The sequence below is a fragment of the Candidatus Nitronauta litoralis genome (assembly GCA_015698285.1).
Taxonomy (GTDB): Bacteria; Nitrospinota; Nitrospinia; order Nitrospinales; family Nitrospinaceae; genus Nitronauta; species Nitronauta litoralis.
Genome location: CP048685.1, coordinates 266,117 through 284,717 on the forward strand (window position 1 = coordinate 266,117; position 18,601 = coordinate 284,717).

Sequence of the window (18,601 nt, forward strand, 5' to 3'; positions counted from 1 at the left end):
ATCAATCGTATTTTCTGGGACGTGGTGGCACAATCGAGGTGTCTACCGGTTCGTAACTGATATTGGGTTTTCCTTCATCGTAATGGGCGATGGTGGTTTTCAACCACCTCTCATTATTCGCCTCAAACCGTTTCATGTAAGCCAAGTGCCCATCCGGGAATGATTCTTCCGGCACTTCACCGTAATTCTTTTGCTCCATGTAATCAACATACTCGTGTGGATCAAAATCCGAGGGCTGTTTGAGATCGAACTCTGGTTTGTAGTGGGCTCCCCGAAATTCGTTTCGCATCAGGGCACCCATAGCGATGATCCGTGAAAGGTGGATCATGCAATTCAATTGATTGATAAAACTCGGTGTCGGATTGGCCCAGTGAGTGGTGTCAAGACAGCGAATATCATGAGAGCGTGTTTCGATATCGTCGATCATTGAAAGAGCTTTATTCAGTTTAGTGTTGTCCCGAACAATCAATACATTTTCCATCATCGTATCGCCCAACTCTCTGTGCAAGTCATAAGGGTTTTCACTGCCCTGCATGGACTTGATCTTACTGAACCTGTCCTTCCACTTGTGCGCTGCTTTTTCAAACACCTGCGGCTCTACGTTTTCAAATACCTTTTTCTGGTTTTTGGCATACTGGATTAAACCAGGCCCCATCATCAATCCCGTATAGATACAACTGAGCAGGGAATTGGCACCAAGCCTGTTCGCGCCGTGATATTGAAAGTCTGCTTCACCCGCAGCGTATAACCCTGGAATAGAAGTCATCTGATTGCGCGGAGACTGATGGTCAATCAGTCCATGACCGTCGTCCTTGAAATCGGTCCAAAGCCCCCCCATGGAATAATGCACGGCCGGAAAAATTTTCATCGGCACATTCCGTGGGTCGTCGCCCGTAAATTTTTCATAAATATCAATGATACCGCCCAGCCGATTGTCGAGGTATTCTTTTGGATGATGCGTCAAATCGAGGTAAACCATAGGTTCACCCACAATACCCATCTTCTTATTGAAAACCACATCGTAAATTTCCCGGCTTGCCACATCACGCGGCACCAGATTGCCAAACAGGGGGTAGTTTTCTTCCAGGAAATAATAGCGTTCGTTTTCTGGCACCTCTCGCGGGGGTCGGGAATCGCCTGGTTTTTTGGGAACCCAGATGCGCCCGCCTTCTCCCCGTGCAGATTCACTCATCAAACGCAACTTGTCATGCCCCGGTATTGCTGTCGGGTGAATCTGAATAAATTCCGGGTTGCCGTATTTCGCTCCCTGCAAATAGGCCGAAGTTGCAGCCGCTCCTGTGCAGACCGTTGATCCTGTCGATCGACCGTAAACCTGCGATGGACCTCCAGTAGCCAGGACAACGGCATCGCCGCCAACGGTAAAAATTTCTCCCGTTCGCAAATCGTGCAGGACCGCTCCCTTGCATACTCCATCGTGGTCAATCACTGCTTCAAGGTACTCGTGCCATTCAAGTTTTGTCACCTGGCCATCGTGCTCATAACGACGCACTTGCTCATCGAGCGCATACAGGAGTTGTTGTCCCGTAGTTGCACCGGCAAATGCGGTACGTGAATACAAGGTTCCCCCAAATCGACGGAATTCCAGATGTCCTTCCGGTGAACGGTTGAAAGCAACACCGAGGCGGTCCATCAGATGAATAATCGCTGGAGCTTGATAGCACATGTCCCGAACCAGGGGTTGATTGGCGAGAAAGTCACCGCCTTTGACCGTGTCGTAAAAATGAATTTCGGGAGAGTCGCCTTCACCCTTGGAGTTGATGGCCGCATTGATCCCCCCCTGGGCACAAACCGAATGCGACCGTTTGACTGCCTGGTAAGAAACGAGCGTTACCTTTGCCTTGGCTTCACAAAGTTTCATGGTGCAGGCCAGCCCGGCAAGGCCTCCACCGATCACAACAAAACTGTTTGGACGTTTTTCCATCAGGAAGCCTCACCCGGATGTGAAGCATCCAGAATGGTTGGCACAGTTGATTCAGGATGCATTGAAAATTCAAAAACGGTGGCTAACCCCATGACGGTGAGCGCCAACCCAACCAGTGAGAAAGCCAGAGCTGCATTACGTTGAGCCTTTTTACCAACGACCAACCCCCAGGAAATACAAAACCCCCAGAGACCATTGGCAAAATGGAAGGTTGCGCTGGTAATCCCAATCAAATAGAGAATACGCCCCGTCCAGGTACCGAATTGATTATTGAGTATATCGATTAAAAAAGGAGCCGCCTCAAACAAGTGCTTGTCATTAGTCCATTTGGGCACAACGGTAGTACCCACATGGTATATCAGGAACACAAACACAATGGCACCGGTTATTCGCTGCAGTGTGTAGAGACCGTTCCGGGGATAACGATAACGAGACAGGTTATATTTTGCCGACTTCGAAATGTAAAACCCCATGAAAGAATGAAATAACAGGGGGATGTAAATGAAAATAGTTTCAATCCAAATGAGGAAAGGGAGATTGTTTATTGCGTCGATGCTGAGTTGATAGGGAAGGACACCAACTGTTCTCAGGGAATTCACCGAAAGATGAACAACGAGGTAAGCTCCGATCGGAACTAGCCCAGTGAGGGAATGTATTTTAAGCAGAAGGAAATGTATTTGATCCTTGGAAAGTCGATCCATCCGCAATCACTCCAGCCCGGAAATAAACGTTTTTCCGCGAACATGAGATTCAACTCTACTAAGCGTACCTGGAAACAAAAAGAGGCCACTTAACGACAACCCTCTTCTACAACATTGTCACGTAAAGGTTTGCCTAACTCAAGTGTTTTGAACGAATAGGGGAAATTACTGAAATTTAGAAATCGTGCTCAAGGAGGGGGCGGTTTTTATAATCCGGATTTACTGGTTTGTCTTCTGAGGTTATTTTCAAAGATTGTGGTTCGTTAACAAATAAATCGACAAATCCGCATTTGCCACACACGCGGGGCTGGAGGGGTATTTTTTTTTCGATACCATGATCCTTTCGGACCACCATGATCAATTCAAGGTCACGACTGGTCCTTAAACCTATATCGCCCTTTAGAATTGCCTGGCTACCGCACCGACCGCAGGTATTAGGATCGCTCATGGTAAACCTCCATCAGGTCCAGTTACCAATTATCAGAGGGGCTCGAATATCAAAAATTATGGCCCTCGGAAAGGCAGTATAACAGGAGCCCCGGGCGGGGTCCAGCTTCCAATTCTAACTAAAAGGAGGCTGAAATACCCGGGGATTCCTTTACCTGAGTGATAACCCGCGGTTCCCGCTCTGTATTAATTAATTGGAGTAAATCCTTACTGGGACGAAAAGCCGGTTTCTTGCGTGCCGGAATCTCAATCTCCTCACCAGAAACGGGTTTTTTGCCCACACGTGGCCTGTATTCCTTCAACACAAACGACCCAAATCCCTGAATGGCAACTTTGCCATCAATTTTCAGGTTGGCTTCGACTGCATCGCAGAAAGCCAAAATAAGGCGGTCTGCTTCCAATTTTGAAATGTTCATTCTAATGGCTAGCTTCTCTGCCAGGTCTGATCTAATCATGGTTCGCCTCGAGCATTTAGTTAACAACGCCCTCTTACTTACAAAGAACGTGCCATTTCAAGAGATCAGCGATAAGCCCTTTACTTAAAATAAGTTATAAAACCGCACCTTAGAGGCAGCCACGTTATTCATTTATGGTATATTTCAACATTGTATGATTTTGTTAACATATTTTTGGAACTCCGCATGAAACAGCAAATTCACATCTACCTCACACATCCCCATGTATCCTGCTGGAATTTTAAGGAAAGGCATCGCGATTTGCTGGAGCAATCCATCCCAGGCTTCAAAGTAAAAACCTTTTTAAATTCAAAGGACTTTTTATCTCAATTGCCAGATGCGGGTGCGGTAATCGTCTGGTTTTTCAAGAAAGAATGGCTGGAAAAAGCCTCGCACCTGAAACTGATATCGACCCCTGCTGCAGGAACCGATTGGATTGCGCTGCCTGAGCCATCAGAATGTAATATTCTCCCCGAGGTCTGGCACGGCGGATTCCATGGCTCTATGATGGCAGAAAGTGTTCTGGGTGCGGCGTTCCACTTTCTCAAGGGATTTGAATTCTCGAGAAAAATACAGGGCCAGAAAAAGTGGGCACGCAAAAAGATTTCCGACAGAATAGAATCCCTTTACAAATCCAGGATTGTCATACTGGGGTTTGGCCGGATTGGGCAAGCTATTGGAAAAGCGTTTAAACCCTTTGGCTGCCAGATCACAGGAATAAAAAGATCCCTGGGAAATCAAGCCCCAGACTGGTTTGATGAGAAGGACCGACTGGCAACCTTTGATCAATTACCCGATCTTTTGCCTGAGACTGACCACTTTGTCCTGACTTTACCTGGTGGAAAGGAAACTGATGGGCTGTTGAAGCCTTCCCATTTTGAAAAACTCAATGGGAAAGTGATTTTTTACAATGTTGGCAGAGGAAACCCCTACAGAGAATCCGACCTGCTGCAGGCTTTAAACTCGAAAAAAATCCAACATGCCTACCTGGATGTGTTCGAACCTGAGCCATTGCCCGAGACTTCCCCTTTGTGGGAACTCGACAACGTGCTGATACAGCCGCATGTATCAGCCGCTTCTCCACAATATCTGGATTTGTATTTGGAAGAGTTTATCCAACGGTGGGTGAAATCCGATAAATAGGAAGTATCTCTATTAACTCAAGCTTCCTGGCCCAGAAATTTGACAAACTGGTTGAGTATATTGATATCAAATTCAGGGCCCATTTCATTTATCATTATGTCGAGAGCCTTGAAAGGAGTCATTGGGGCCTTATAAGCTCTGCGGGTGGTGAGCGCATCGTAAACATCCATCACCTTGCAAATACGCCCCTCGAAAGAAATATTTTCGCCGTTCAAACCTTGTGGGTAGCCGTTCCCGCTGAATTTTTCATGATGTTCGTAGGCCATTTGGGAAATTCTACCGCCGAAACAACCCATACCATTAAGCATATCCCGTCCCGCTTCCGGGTGCTTCTTCATTTCAACAAATTCCTGGTCTGTCAATTTACCCACCTTGTTGAGGATCTCCATGGGCACCTCAACTTTCCCCACATCATGCAGCATACCGCCCATCCCCAGTTCACGGGATTCAATAGAGGGCATGCCAATCTTCGTGGCATACGTCATGCAATACAAACCGACGTTCACGCTGTGAGTGTAGGTATAATAATCCTTGTTTAGTATTTCACCAAGCCCGGCGAACCCCACAGTTTTCTGGGACAAAACCTGGTCCATCATTTCCATTACAGGGTCGGCCATTTTGAGCAGGTTTGTTGGTACCTGATATTGGAAAAACTGATTCATGATGTCTTTTGACAAATCATAAACCTGCCCGGTCTTCTCCTCGAAACTGATATTCGTATCAACAATATATTCTCGTAGCACCTCCGTGGCCTGCTGGTAATAACCCATCATGTCCATTTCACGGACAAACAACTCTTCTTCAAGATCACCCGAATCTATCAGACTTTGGATCTTGTTCTTATGCTGATCAGTCTGGTCGGCAAACTTCAGAAATTTCACCTGCCCATCAACATGGGTTTTGTAGTAAAGGTTGAAATTGAACTTGAAGCCATTACCTAACAACCGGGGGTTGATAGGACGATACTCATTTTCAGCTTTGGTTTCTGTGGTCATTTCAGGTACATACACTCCTTCCCTTATTATTTGAAAGGACGCAGGAAAGAATCCCAAGGGAAATTTTTACTTTTTCCTGAAAAATTACGCAGTTTTACAATTCAGGATAAGAGATATGGTGGTCTGTAGACTGCTGGAATCCGTGACCAATGGCCAGGAGAGTGGATTCGTCAAATTTTTTACCCAAAAGTTGCAATCCGATAGGCAGTTTCCCGGAAGTTAGACCGCAGGGTATCGACAACCCCGGAATTCCAGCAAGGTTTGCGGAAATCGTATAAATATCTGAAAGGTACATCTGCAAAGGATCTTCCATTTTTTCCCCGATTTTGAATGCTGGAACCGGGGAGACGGGGCCTGCTACCACATCACAGGTTTCAAACGCCCGTTCAAAATCCTGCTTGATCAGTGTGCGCACTTTCTGCCCTTTAAGATAATATGCATCATAATACCCGGAACTGAGCACAAAGGTACCCAGAAGAATTCTCCTCTTGACCTCTTCACCAAATCCTTCTTCACGGGTATTTGTGTACATATTGTACAGAGAATCGGATTCCCGGGATCGGGTTCCAAACCGGACTCCATCGTAGCGCGAAAGGTTGGTGCTCGCTTCAGCACAAGCCAGAATATAATAGGTCGCTACGGCATGCTCCGTGTGGGGTAATGAAACATCGACCGTTTCCATCCCAAGTGCCTGCAGTTGTTCGATACCTCTGCGGACCGCCTCTTCGACCTCAGAATCCAGGCCTTCAGCAAAATATTCTTTTGGAATCCCTACTTTTAAACCTTTGAGGTCCCGATCAAGTCCAGCAACAAAGTCCGGTACATCAACGTCGGCACTAGTGGAATCCATTGGGTCGTGACCGCTGATGACTTTGAGGAGCAAGGCCGCATCCTCAACCGTTCGGGTCATGGGCCCAATCTGGTCCAGGGATGAGGCAAAGGCAACGAGCCCGAAACGTGACACCCGGCCATAGGTCGGCTTCAAACCCGTGATCCCGCAAAAGGAGGCGGGTTGACGAATAGACCCTCCGGTATCCGAACCAAGAGCAGCAAGGCATTCCTGAGCTGCCACAGCAGCAGCCGACCCACCACTGGACCCGCCAGCAACGCAGTCAAAGTCCCAGGGATTGCGTGCCATATGAAAAGCCGAGTTTTCGTTGGACGACCCCATCGCAAACTCATCCATATTGACTTTGCCAAGAAAGACGGCTCCTGCCTCTTTCAGCTTCTTTATTACGGTGGCGTCATAGGGAGCTACAAAGTTTTCAAGGATCCGGGAAGCGCAGGTCGTCTTGACCCCTTGCATACAGATGAGGTCTTTGATTGCCAGTGGGATTCCCAGCAAAGGCGCATCCTCACCAGCTTTTATTTTCCGGTCGGCTTCTTTTGCCTGCTCCAAAGCCTGATCCTGTGTCAAATGCAGGTAGGCACCCACATTGGAATCGACCGATTTTATGCGTTCGAAAAACGCTTCAGTCAATTTGACAGAGGAGATTTCTTTTTTCTTTAGTTTTTCCCGGGCCTGGGTGATGGTGTTTCGGTACATCAGCCTATGATCTGCGGAACTTCGTAATGTCCCTTGTGTTTCGCTGGAGATAGTGAAAGGTAATCTTCATCTGGAAACCGGATTTCGACCTTATCCTCCCGAAACACATTTTGGAGGGGAATTGCGTGAGAAGTTGGCTCAACATCTGAAGTGTCCAGAGTATTGAGCTGATCGATGTGGGCCAGAATCTGTTCGAATTGCCGACCGAGACGGTCTTCTTCCTCCAGGCTCAATTCAAGCCGAGCCAGACGGGCAACTGTCTGCACATCAAATCCTGAGGCACTCATTAGGCTGACCTTAAGGTAGGAATAACAGGAACGGGACTACTCGCCGCCCTTCTTTTTCTTTTTCTTCTCTTCTTTCATTTTTTCAACATATACGAATTTTGCCGCCTTGCGTGAAAGACGCTTTTCTTTTTTCCTTGCGGCTCTTAAGTCACTATCGTATTTGTTACTTCCGGCTTTTTTCTCTGCAGCAGCCGTTTTTTCCTTAGCGGTAGAAATATGAGTTTTTAATTGTTCAAGCGTTGCCATGGATCTCTCTTTATATAGTTGGTGAGTGTGGCGTTGATTTATATCAAAAAATCAACAGGTTCTCAACCTGTTGGGACATAAAAAAGCCCCTCCTGACAAATCAGAAGGGGCTTTTCCTTTGAGTCCTGCGAAAATCAGCTACCTTCAGGATTTGGAACACCCTTCTCCCTCTATTAAACAAGGGGGGGGGTATGTCCACCGGAAAGTCTTTTCACAGGAACTCTTTTTTTCCACGGAGCCTCATGACACCCGTGCGTTATCGGGTCTCCGTAGAGGCTCCTTTTATACTGTGACTAGACAAAGGATCACCTCCTTTCATCCAGGGGATAAGCATTTGCGTCCGGGACTCCCCTGGCGTCCACAACCGCACGCCTACTCTTTTATGGTGTCAAAACCGTAAAAAAAAGTCAAAACCCTTTTGAAGAGAATTTTCATAGGATTTTCAAGGTTTCCCCAATTCCCAACAGATTCTTCTCCCTGGAAAACATATCCATAAAAAACAATGCCCCATGACACCAAAAGACACCCCGGAAAAAATTGCAAATATCACCACAGATTTAAAGCTAAACTGTTTCTATTGTTTAATACTCTTCAACTCTTTTTAGTTTGAAAAAACTTTTATTAAACAAACTTTTTTAAATCCAGACGACATCATGACCCAACACAATATCACTTCGTTTGATTTACCCGAGGGGAAATCCATCGCTGGAAAATACCGTGTGGTGTCCATGCTCGGTTCCGGTTATGAAGGGGAAGTTTATAAAGTTAAAGAAATTCATACGGGGATTGAAAGGGCCGCCAAGCTGTTTTTCCCCCAAAGGAACTTCAAGGGCAAAACATCCCAAAGATATGCACAGAAACTACACAAGCTAAATCAATGCTCTCTGTTGATTCAATACCATACCCAGGAAGAAATCATTTTAAAAAAAACCAAAGTAATTGCGTTGATATCAGAGTATATTGAGGGTGTTCTTTTGTCAGATTTTTTAAAAAATTCCCGAAATAAAAAGCTGGACCCCTTCAAAGCTCTCCACCTGTTATATTCGTTAACAAAAGGGATAGAAGAAATTCACTTAAGGAACGAGTATCATGGGGATCTCCACACAGATAACATTATCGTAAATAAATTCGGACTCCATTTTGAACTGAAGCTTCTGGATTTGTACCACCATGGAAATTCCCGCTCTGAATTTCTTAAGGATGATCTATTAGGTTTAATAAAAATTTTCCATGAAATTCTGGGCGGAAAAGCAGCATACCGTGATCACCCTCAGGAAATTAAAAATATCTGCTCCGGACTGAAAAGAAATTTGATTTTAAAAAAATTCAAAACGACCTCTAAACTTAGGGAACATCTTGAAATAATGGAATGGCCATTGTAATTTTTAAAAAAGTCGTTCGCATTGGGGGAATATACATATGAAAGTAGCGGTCATCTACAATAAGCAGCAGGATTTTGAAGGTGTTCTCAATGTTTTTGGTATGCAAAACCAGGAAAAATACAATCCCAAAACCGTTGAAAAGGTCGCGTCGGCACTGGAAAAAGGAGGCCACAACGTCCGGGTGATTGATGGCAACATAAATGTCATTGAACAACTGCAAGGGTTCATGCCCCGGGTCGTCCAGGGGGAGCAACCGGGAATGGTATTCAATATGGCTTACGGCCTTCAGGGTGTCAGCCGGTACACTCATATCCCTTCACTACTTGAAATGATTGGTGTCCCGTATGTCGGGTCCAGTCCGGCTGGTCATGGTGTGGCTTTGGACAAAGTCACGACCAAAGTAATGGTCCATGCAGCGGGGCTTCCCACTGCACCTTACTGGGTCTTTTTTAATGAAGACCAGGTCCCTGATGACATCCCCTTCCCCGTAATCACGAAACCAAAAATGGAAGCGGTCTCCATGGGAATCCAGGTCATCCATGACCTGCCCTCACTGAAAACCGCAGTTGTGGATCTGGTCGAGCAATTCAAGCAGCCAATTTTAGTTGAAAAGTTTATTCCTGGAAGGGAATTTGCCGTCGGGTTATTGGGCAATCAGGATCCCGAAATATTTCCCATTCTGGAAATTGATCTGGAAGGGAATCCTGATGCGATTCAGAGCATTGATGACAAGCTTAAGAAACCCAAAGGGAAAATTTGTCCGGCCAACGTGGACGAAAAAACCGCCGAAGAAATTCGTCGCCTCACCAGAGATACATTCCGGGTATTGGGCATTTACGACTTTTGCCGGGTGGATTTCCGGATGGACGCAGAGGGCAATCTTTATATCCTGGAATTGAATTCGATGGCCAGCCTCGGTGGAACAGGTTCCTATGTGCATGCAGCGCAAGTTGCTGGCTACACCTATGAAACCATGGTCAATCGCATGCTCGATGTGGCGGTCGAACGTTATTTTGGCACCCAGCAAAGGGACCAGTTGTCGGTTGAAGAGCCTGAATCGAAAACCCAAAAAGACCCACTTCGAATTCGCCTGAGAAGTCATTTAAGAGGGAATCTCCGGACAATGGAAGATGACCTCGAAAAAATGGTGGACATCAACTCTTATGTTCAAAATATTGAAGGAGTGAATTCCCTTGGAAGATGGGTATCCAACAAGCTGGGAACCCTCGGATTCCAGCGCCATGTCTATTCACGGGCAGAGTATGGAAATATTTTATATCTGACCAATCACATGGAAGAAACAAACGACATCCTATTAATTTGCAATCTGGACAACCCGGTTGATTACGAAGACTTCAATGCATTCTATGAGGAAAAAGGACGGCTCCATGGAACAGGCGTGGCGCGTGGAAAAGGCGGGCTTGCTGTCATGCTTGGAGCTCTTAAAGCATTGCGATACACGCGCTCGCTGAAAAGGGTCAGATGCGGCATCCTGCTGATTACAGACGAATCTTTAGGAGAACGGTCCTCGAAGCCCGTAATTGAAGAAGTGTCTGGAAAATCCAATTTCGTTGTTGGGTTAAATGGGGCGGGCTTGAGTGGAGAAATCATGACCTCTTGTTCCGGTACTATGAGATTCGAGATTGAAATCAATCGGGTACAAAACAAGCAGGGATTAAAAGCTTCTTCTGAAGTCAGCGATCCTATTTTATTTGTCTCACAAAAATTGACCGCATTAAGAAAATTAAACTCAGAGGAAGAAGGTATCTTCATCACAATCACCGGACTACAAACCAAAGGAATGGAAGACCAGCCTGCGTACCACGCAGCGTTATCCTTTTTGGCGCGTTACCGGACAGTTGACCAACGGAAAAAGCTGGAAGAGCGAATCCGGGGTATTTTCGAGACCAAGTCACAGAGCAATATTAAAGTGTATGTGACCAAAGGCCCTCAACGAAAACCGTTTGTGGAAACGGAAAGGTCGCTGGCATTTTTTGAAAAAGTGGAAAAGATCGCTAAAACTCTCGAGGTCCGCGTCAAAAAAGCAGAAAACGCAATGGTTTCCTGCATGGAAAACTCTGCTCACGGTGTACCGGCCCTTGATGGGTTTGGCCCGGTAACCGGAGGGTATGGTTCAAATAATGAGTATGTTGTCCGGGACAGCCTGATCGACCGAGCCGTTTTACTTGCATATCTGATTTATCGATCCTCTAAAAATTTCGGCTCATGAAACTTGAAAAAATTGAAAACAGCTTTTCACCCTCTGAAGATGGAAAGTGTGCCGCTTCCTCAGAAGGTATGGTGTCCACTGCTTTTCCCAATGCCACAGAGGCGGGAGTGGAAATGCTCAAACAAGGCGGGAATGCTATTGATGCCGCCTGCGCATCTGCTTTTGCTTTAGGAGTTTGTGAACCCCAGGCCAGTGGGATTGGCGGTCAGTCCATGGCCATTCTCCATTTCCGGGGAAAGACCATAGCGCTCGATGGATCCAGTCGCGTTCCCTCTCTTGCTCATTTGGACCGCATTGATAAAAAAAAACAGCGGTTTCGAGGATACAAAGCCACCACCATTCCGAGTACACCGGCCGTTCTGGGCTATTTACATTTCCACTATGGCAAACTTGAATGGTCAAAAATCCTGGAACCGGCGATACGCATTGCCCGTGAAGGATATGCAATCACCCAGCTTCAACATGACTTGCAAAAAAGGGAAACAGAAAACTTCCTGAAAGAAGATTCATTATCAGGAGCAAAATATTTTCTAAAAAATGGGACCACCCCCTATCCAGTTGGTGACAATTTCAAACAGGACGATTTGAAACAAATGCTGGAGCACATGGCCCAGCATGGCGTCAAGTCATTTTACACGGGAGAAATCGCGAAACAGATTGACGAAGACATGCGGTACCACGAGGGTTTTTTGCGTGGAGACGATCTGGCTCTGATTCCCTGGCCAGTTGAGCGAAAGCCCATCAGCAGAAGTTACCGCAAGGTTAAAGTCTTCACGACACCGCCACCGGGTGCAGGCAGAACTCTTCTTCTGGTTCTACAAATACTGAAAAACCTACCATCAAAAATTCTAAAAAGTGGAAGTGCACAGGCTTGCCATTTTATTGCCGAGGCATTTAGAAAAGGTTTGCTGAATCATAAAGAGCGTCCCTTTGACCCAAACATCTATCCGCAATTGCCTGATGACAGGAAAATCCTAAGCCGGGATTTTGCAAGAAATCTTTCTTCTTCCATTCGAGATGGGATTGACCCCTCTCTGCCTCTAACCGAATTGTTCTCCCTGTCAAATGACACAACCCATCTTTCAGTCATGGACAAGGAAGGAAACGCCATCGGCATTACACAGTCGATTGAGTTGGTGTACGGGGCAAAAGTGGCGGCACGGGGGCTGGGCTTTCTCTATAACAATTACATGAGCTCGCTGGATATTACTGACCCTTCCCATCCTTACTATTTGAGACCCAATGCGATTCCCTGGAGCTCGGTCGCACCCATCATCGCTTTCTATAAAGATAAACCCTGGCTGGTTGCAGGAAGTCCCGGCAGTGAGCGTATTTTTTCTGCCATGAGCCAGTTTCTATCGCATATTGTGGACTCAGGGCTTCCCATAAGTGAGGCTATGCTGAAGCCACGTTTTCATTGCACGGTTGGCGGAAAGCTGAGCATCGAAGAGGAGCGGTTTGATCCAGAGATTATTAAATATTTAAAACAGGCAGGTTATAAAATTGATTCCAGAGAAGCTTACTCATTCTATCTGGGAGCGGTTCACGCTGTTCTTAAATGCAATACCAAAGATGAGTTCCAAGGAGTTGCTGAAATCAGGCGTGACGGAACGGCAGCCGGTCCTTAAACTATGAAACTACCCCTGTTGATATCTATTCCCCATGGCGGGACAAAAATCCCTGAAGAGGTATCCCGTCAGGTACACCTTTCACCAAAAGACTTATTTGAGGATAGCGACTCATTTACCCGCGAAATTTACGGAATTAAAGAGGATGTTTTGACCCTGGTGGAAACAGACATTGCCAGAGCTTTTATTGATTTGAGTCGCGATATTACTGACCGTCCCCCTGAAAATCCCGACGGCATTGTAAAAACAAAAACCTGCCATGGCCATTCCATTTATTCCTCTGCCGCTTTTCCCGACGAAGCCACATTAAAAATTCTGGTTCAAAAATATTACGACCCCTACCACAAAATGATCGAGGACACTTTTAAGGGTGCAACTGAAATTCAACTGGCTTTGGATTGTCACACGATGGAGCCCATAGGCCCTGCCATTTCTCCTGATACAGGAAAAGAAAGGCCCTCCATCTGCCTTGGAAATAATTTTGGAAAAAGCTGCCCCGATAAATGGGTGCAAAATCTGTCCAAATGTTTTCAAAAAAGTTTCAACCTGGATGAAGGGGAGATAACGATAAACGAACCTTTCGCAGGCGGATACATCACCAGAAAATACGGGAACAACCCCCTTCCCTGGGTTCAAATTGAAATGAACCGCAAAATGTATCTATCCTCCCCATGGTTTGATAAAAACAACCGGTCGGTGGCTCCAGACCGCCTGAAAGATTTAAGAGAATCATTCAGGGAAGGGTTGGAGCTATTCTTTTCCTGAACCAACCTGAAGCTATAATCACTGGGGAGACTGAAAAACGAACAATGGTTTCTTTTCAGCAGCTTCAGGTTTTAAACGCACTCAATACTGGAAACGCTCTTACCCTTGGCCGAGGCAATTTACCAATGAGATAAATGCTCATGTGTTTCAATTTTGTAGTTCTGACCATCAGTAGATAAATGCAAAGCCCCCCTCTGAGCCGTATTCCATACCCTGGCTCCTGCCTGCCGATAACGCTTCAACACCCTTTTATGCGGATGGTGAAAATAGTTTGCAAAACCGGAGGAAATCAAAACATCCTGCGCTGCGACTTCCTGTAAAAATTCTGATGAACTCGAGGTTTTGCTACCATGATGGGGAGACTTCAACACCTGCGCACGAAGATCCGTACCCTGCCCCATCAGCCATTGCTCGGCCTTTTCTGTAATATCGCCTGTAAGCAATATTCTAAACTGCCTGTACTCCAACATCACCACCCAGGATTGATCATTATTGAGCCGATCTTTTTTTACCCTGCTTTCGTTCCGGTAATAAGCCTCAGTGGGGTGCAGGTTTTTGATCACCACTTCGCCAATTTTCAGTGGGTGCTCCGGCCCGAATTCTACCAGGGGGATTCCCCGGACCACCACCTCGGAAACCAAAGCCGAAAACCGCCGGTCACTCATTCCGTCACGCCGATTGAGGAAATGCTCAACCTTCATTTTTTCTACAAGTGATTCCACTCCATCAATGTGATCCTGATCACTGTGTGTAGCTCCGAGATAGTCAATTTCTCCTATTCCCCGACTCCAGAGGAAAGAACCCACCACCCGGGCACCTACATCCAAGGCTCCCTTAAAAAAACCACCGCCATCGAGAAGCATATTTTTTCCATTGGGAAACTCGATGAAAATCGACTCACCCTGTCCGACATCCAGAAGCCAGACATGAAGCTGGGGGGTTTTGGAATGAAGTAAACGTGGAGCCACCAACCCGGCTAACAATAACAGACCGAGCAACCCAAGCCCTAATGGAGCGTAAAGCGCACCGAAAACCGACAACTTTTTTCCCCTGGCTTCACGGCGCTTCAGGAAAAACCGGTAGCCCATTCCCGCGAAAAAAATCACGTAGCCAAAGAGCCATGGCCAGGGGGGAGAAGGAAGATACACCGACATCTCCGGGAGTTTCGCCACCCAGACCGGAACCTGAATGAACAATCCTGCCAGCCACCCTAATGGTGTGAGCAAGGCAATAGAAAGAGCAGGAACTAAAATCCCCAAAAATAAAACCATCAGGCAAGCGGGAATCACAATCGATGCAAGCGGAACGAGCAGGATATTTATTAAAGGTGAAACAAGACTGATATGATGAAATTGACACAACATTACAGGAAAAGTTCCGATATAAGCAGCTAAAGAAATAAAAGCTGAGGCAGCAATGATATCTACCAGTTTATTGCCCCATCCCTTTGTCGGAACATCGTTTACTGTCCATCGTTTGTACCAGGCAATTTCTCCAATCCTTTCCAATGGATCATCGGTAGGCTCCGCTACCCATTTGAGCGCGAGTACAATCGAGAGAACAGCAGAAAACGACAATTGAAAGCTCAATTGGTAAACCGCTCCGGGGTTCCAGATTAAAATCAGAAAAGCCGCCAGCAGGAGGGTGTTTAATATTTGTCTTTCTCGGTTAATCCATAAAACAATCAAAATTGCCATCACCAGAATACCAGCCCGAATGGACGATACTTTGGGACCAACCAGCACCATATAAAACAACACCGCAAGCAAGGCTCCGCCAGCCGCGCCCTTTTGGGAATACCCTAGTTGAGCCCACTCTCTTTTGAACCGCCACATCAGGGAGAAAAGAACCTTGTTAGTGACCCACAGGAAAATCAGGGCAACAAAACCGATATGTAACCCTGACACTGCAAGCAAATGCCCCATGCCGGTTACCTTATAGGCTTCCAGCACTTCATCAGACATACCCGACTTTTCCCCGAACAACAAACCATTGATCATGGCTCGATTATCAGACGACAGACTCTGCTTAAGGAGGTCAGACATGTGGTCTCTCAACGTCAAGAGGGCTGCATCCATCCGTGAAAGCGGTTCCTGGCCCAGAACCTGAAGACTTTTCCTTTGCGAGGTGCCCCCCATAACATCAACCCCTTCAGATTCCATGAATTTTTCAAAGTCGAAACGTCCGGGATTACGAAAATTAAGTGGCCGCTTTAAACGAATCGGAGGAAACCGCACGCGATCACCCCACTTTAAATCTACAGGGTCACCATATAAGTTGATCTGCCCCGTACCTGAAATCGGAAACCATCCATCTCCATAATTTATTTTTCGAATGGAAACCAGAAGGCGGGTTTTGTCAGGAAATTGTTTGGGACGATCAACTATTACACCTTCAACCCGTGCACGCTTATCATGTTGCAGGTAGTTCCAGATGTGGTCGGCAGGAAGGGACGAGTTGCGGGACTGAACATTAACCCATCCCAAAGTGAACAAAAGCGCCAAAAGAAACAGGTGTAAAACACGAAAACGGGATCGATGAAGTTTTACCCAGACAGCCACCACCAGGGCGCAAGCTGCCAGGGCGTAGGGGAAAAGACTTTCCTCCTGGGGGTTGGAAAGCAAAACACCTGCAAAATATGCCAGAAACCAGGGTAACAGGGGAAGCGACACGGACTCTCCCGTAAAATATATATCAAAGGAATTTTAATTTAACGCCAGCATAAGATCGATGCGCCGACGCGGTAAATCAACCTCAGCCACCCGAACCCGGACTTCATCGCCAATTCGAAAAATGCGCCCGCGATGTTGCCCCTTCAGTTTGTATTCGTGTTCGTAAAATAAATAATAATCATCCTGAAGGTTTGACACCCGGACAAGCCCTTCTACAAAAATACCCTTTAGTTCCACAAAAAAACCGAAAGCCTGCACGCCGGATATTATCCCGTCATAAATATGGCCCACTTTATCCAACATAAACTGGGCGCGTCTCAGGTCGTTCACTTCACGTTCAATACCCTGTGCCTTGAGCTCCCGGTCAGTTGACTGGGCACCCACCTCTGCCGCGATCTGACGGAGCCGACTGCATTCTTTACGAGTGAGCTTTTTCTTTTTGAGGACATACTTAAGCAGACGATGTATAGCGAGGTCCGGATATCGGCGGATAGGAGAGGTGAAATGTGTGTAATGTTCAAAACCCAGAGCAAAATGTCCGACCGGTTCTTCGGAGTAAATCGCCTTTTTCATGGCCCGTAACATCAGGGTATTGATAGCCCTTGCTTCCGGTTTTTCACTCACATTTTGTAGCAGATTGTGCAAATGTTTTGACGACAGCTTTTTTATTGAAGGCAACCGGTATCCCAGGCTTTCCAGAAACTCCTGAAAGGTTATTAATTTATCCGGGTCCGGTGTTTCATGGATACGGTGCACGGCTGGGATTTTCCGCCCTGTCAAATAACTCGCTACAACTCGATTAGCCGCCAGCATGAATTCTTCAATCAGTTGGTGCGCCGGATTACGGTCTGCAATGACGATGGCCTCAACACTGTGGTCCGGATTCATCCTCACCTCCGGTTCCGGAATTTCAAATTCCACACTGCCTTGTTCAAAACGGCGCTTTCGAAGCGAACGACTGAGTCGATGCATGGCCGTCAGTACTGGCATCGCCTCGGTGTATTCTTTTTCCGGGTCACCGTTTTGCAACAGGTCCCATACCTTTGTGTAGGTAAACCGGTACCGGCTTTTAATCACCGAGGGGAATATTTCAAAATGAGTCAATTCCCCTCCCTTGGTGAATTCCATCAATGCGGTAATAGTCAAACGCTTTTCCAAAGGCTTCAGACTGCACACCTCGTTGGACAACTCAACTGGCAGCATCGGAATGACCCCGTCGGGGTAATATATGCTGGTGCCCCGGTCAAAGGCCTCTTTATCCAGCGCACTGTCTTCTGTCACGTAATTACTGACATCCGCAATGTGGACGCCCAACCGCCACACGGGTCCCTCCACCTCCAACGAAACGGCGTCATCAAAGTCCTTGGCCCGCTCTCCATCAATCGTGAAGGTCAACCAACTGGTAAGATCCCGCCGGCTGTCTCCCTCGTCGCCTACAGGTTCAGGACTGAACCGCCTGGCTTCCTCGAGCGCTTGAGGCGGGAAATCCTGATGGACCCCAAACTTGTGGAAAATGGAACGCAACTCCACGCGCGGGTCATCCGCTTTCCCCAGCACCTCAAGCACCTTACCTGCAGGAGGCTGATGACGTGTTGGATAGTCGGTGATTTCCACCACCACGATCTGCCCAGGCTTGGCACCATTTTTCAGTTTGCCCGGAATAAAAATATCGTGAAAAACATTTTCATCGGAAGGAATCACCCAACCGTCCCGGCCAAGAGGCTCAAACACACCAACGAGCGTAGTATGAGCCCTTTGTAGAATCCTGATTACTCGTCCTTCAGGTTTCCCCCAATTGCTTTTTCCAGACTCCACCCTGACCAGCACCTTGTCCTGATGCATGGCTCCGTTCATCTGTTTCCGTCCGACATAAAGGTCCGCTTCCCTCGCATCGGTCAGTAAAAAACCATATCCATCCGGATGCCCTTTAAGCATTCCGGAAACCAGACTCATCTCGTCGGGCAAGCCATAACGCCCTCCCTTCAATTTAACAAGGGCACCCTCTTCCACCATTTCCTTAATTTGCCCTCGAAATTCCCGACGTTGAGGCTCAGGAACATTCAAGGTTCGCATTAATTCAGAAAATTTTAGCGGTCGATTGGTCTTCTTCTGGATGAGACGAATTAAATTTTCGCTACTTAGATCCATATCTTTCAAATAGT

The 18,601-nt window shown here is 46.8% G+C and carries 15 protein-coding genes; 5 read left to right on the forward strand and 10 right to left on the reverse strand.

What is annotated here, in order from left to right:
* Position 1: 1 nt before the first annotated feature.
* The 4 genes from sdhA to G3M70_01195 all read right to left on the reverse strand — a co-directional run bounded on the left by sdhA (position 2) and on the right by G3M70_01195 (position 3,545).
* Positions 2 to 1,942 carry a succinate dehydrogenase flavoprotein subunit gene (gene sdhA, locus G3M70_01180; protein QPJ60571.1) on the reverse strand — a complete coding sequence of 647 codons (1,941 nt, stop codon included), beginning with the start codon at positions 1,940 to 1,942 and terminating at the stop codon, positions 2 to 4.
* Positions 1,942 to 2,643 (reverse strand): succinate dehydrogenase, encoded by a 702-nt coding sequence (locus G3M70_01185; GenBank protein QPJ60572.1) that lies wholly within the window; start codon positions 2,641 to 2,643, stop codon positions 1,942 to 1,944. Before G3M70_01185 ends, sdhA begins: the two co-directional genes overlap by 1 nt.
* A 175-nt stretch (positions 2,644 to 2,818) precedes the next feature.
* Complete coding sequence (locus G3M70_01190) at positions 2,819 to 3,091, reverse strand: hypothetical protein (GenBank protein QPJ60573.1); 273 nt, start codon at positions 3,089 to 3,091, stop codon at positions 2,819 to 2,821.
* Between the two features lie 118 nt (positions 3,092 to 3,209).
* Complete coding sequence (locus G3M70_01195) at positions 3,210 to 3,545, reverse strand: HU family DNA-binding protein (protein QPJ60574.1); 336 nt, start codon at positions 3,543 to 3,545, stop codon at positions 3,210 to 3,212.
* A 186-nt stretch (positions 3,546 to 3,731) separates the two neighbouring features.
* Here G3M70_01195 and G3M70_01200 point away from each other — a divergent pair, with 186 nt between their 5' ends.
* Positions 3,732 to 4,688: a D-2-hydroxyacid dehydrogenase gene (locus tag G3M70_01200; GenBank protein ID QPJ60575.1), complete on the forward strand. Its 957-nt coding sequence runs from the start codon at positions 3,732 to 3,734 to the stop codon at positions 4,686 to 4,688.
* A gap of 17 nt (positions 4,689 to 4,705) precedes the next feature.
* On the opposite strand, the gene G3M70_01205 is transcribed toward G3M70_01200, so the two are convergent.
* The 4 genes from G3M70_01205 to G3M70_01220 form a co-directional block, all read right to left on the reverse strand.
* Complete coding sequence (locus tag G3M70_01205) at positions 4,706 to 5,683, reverse strand: HD-GYP domain-containing protein (GenBank protein ID QPJ60576.1); 978 nt, start codon at positions 5,681 to 5,683, stop codon at positions 4,706 to 4,708.
* Positions 5,684 to 5,777: 94 nt separating this feature from the next.
* On the reverse strand, positions 5,778 to 7,229 hold the full coding sequence (gene gatA, locus G3M70_01210; GenBank protein QPJ60577.1) for an Asp-tRNA(Asn)/Glu-tRNA(Gln) amidotransferase subunit GatA: 1,452 nt from the start codon (positions 7,227 to 7,229) through the stop codon (positions 5,778 to 5,780).
* Positions 7,229 to 7,516, reverse strand: a complete 288-nt coding sequence (gatC, locus tag G3M70_01215; GenBank protein ID QPJ60578.1) for an Asp-tRNA(Asn)/Glu-tRNA(Gln) amidotransferase subunit GatC — start codon at positions 7,514 to 7,516, stop codon at positions 7,229 to 7,231. Before gatC ends, gatA begins: the two co-directional genes overlap by 1 nt.
* Positions 7,517 to 7,552: 36 nt before the next feature.
* Positions 7,553 to 7,762: a hypothetical protein gene (locus tag G3M70_01220; GenBank protein QPJ60579.1), complete on the reverse strand. Its 210-nt coding sequence runs from the start codon at positions 7,760 to 7,762 to the stop codon at positions 7,553 to 7,555.
* Positions 7,763 to 8,415: 653 nt separating this feature from the next.
* Here G3M70_01220 and G3M70_01225 point away from each other — a divergent pair.
* The 4 genes from G3M70_01225 to G3M70_01240 are packed head-to-tail and all read left to right on the forward strand — an operon-like array spanning position 8,416 to position 13,767.
* On the forward strand, positions 8,416 to 9,144 hold the full coding sequence (locus G3M70_01225; GenBank protein ID QPJ60580.1) for a protein kinase: 729 nt from the start codon (positions 8,416 to 8,418) through the stop codon (positions 9,142 to 9,144).
* Between the two features lie 37 nt (positions 9,145 to 9,181).
* A complete protein-coding gene (locus G3M70_01230) occupies positions 9,182 to 11,374 on the forward strand; it encodes a M20/M25/M40 family metallo-hydrolase (GenBank protein ID QPJ60581.1) in 2,193 nt (730 codons plus the stop codon).
* Complete coding sequence (locus G3M70_01235; GenBank protein QPJ60582.1) at positions 11,371 to 13,002, forward strand: gamma-glutamyltransferase family protein; 1,632 nt, start codon at positions 11,371 to 11,373, stop codon at positions 13,000 to 13,002. The genes G3M70_01230 and G3M70_01235 overlap by 4 nt, the downstream gene beginning before the upstream one ends.
* A 3-nt stretch (positions 13,003 to 13,005) precedes the next feature.
* A complete protein-coding gene (locus tag G3M70_01240) occupies positions 13,006 to 13,767 on the forward strand; it encodes an N-formylglutamate amidohydrolase (GenBank protein QPJ60583.1) in 762 nt (253 codons plus the stop codon).
* Between the two features lie 119 nt (positions 13,768 to 13,886).
* Here G3M70_01240 and G3M70_01245 read toward each other — a convergent pair whose 3' ends face one another.
* Positions 13,887 to 16,439 carry a DNA internalization-related competence protein ComEC/Rec2 gene (locus G3M70_01245; protein ID QPJ60584.1) on the reverse strand — a complete coding sequence of 851 codons (2,553 nt, stop codon included), beginning with the start codon at positions 16,437 to 16,439 and terminating at the stop codon, positions 13,887 to 13,889.
* A 33-nt stretch (positions 16,440 to 16,472) separates the two neighbouring features.
* Complete coding sequence (gene rnr / locus G3M70_01250; GenBank protein ID QPJ63669.1) at positions 16,473 to 18,587, reverse strand: ribonuclease R; 2,115 nt, start codon at positions 18,585 to 18,587, stop codon at positions 16,473 to 16,475.
* Between the last annotated feature and the right edge of the window lie 14 nt (positions 18,588 to 18,601).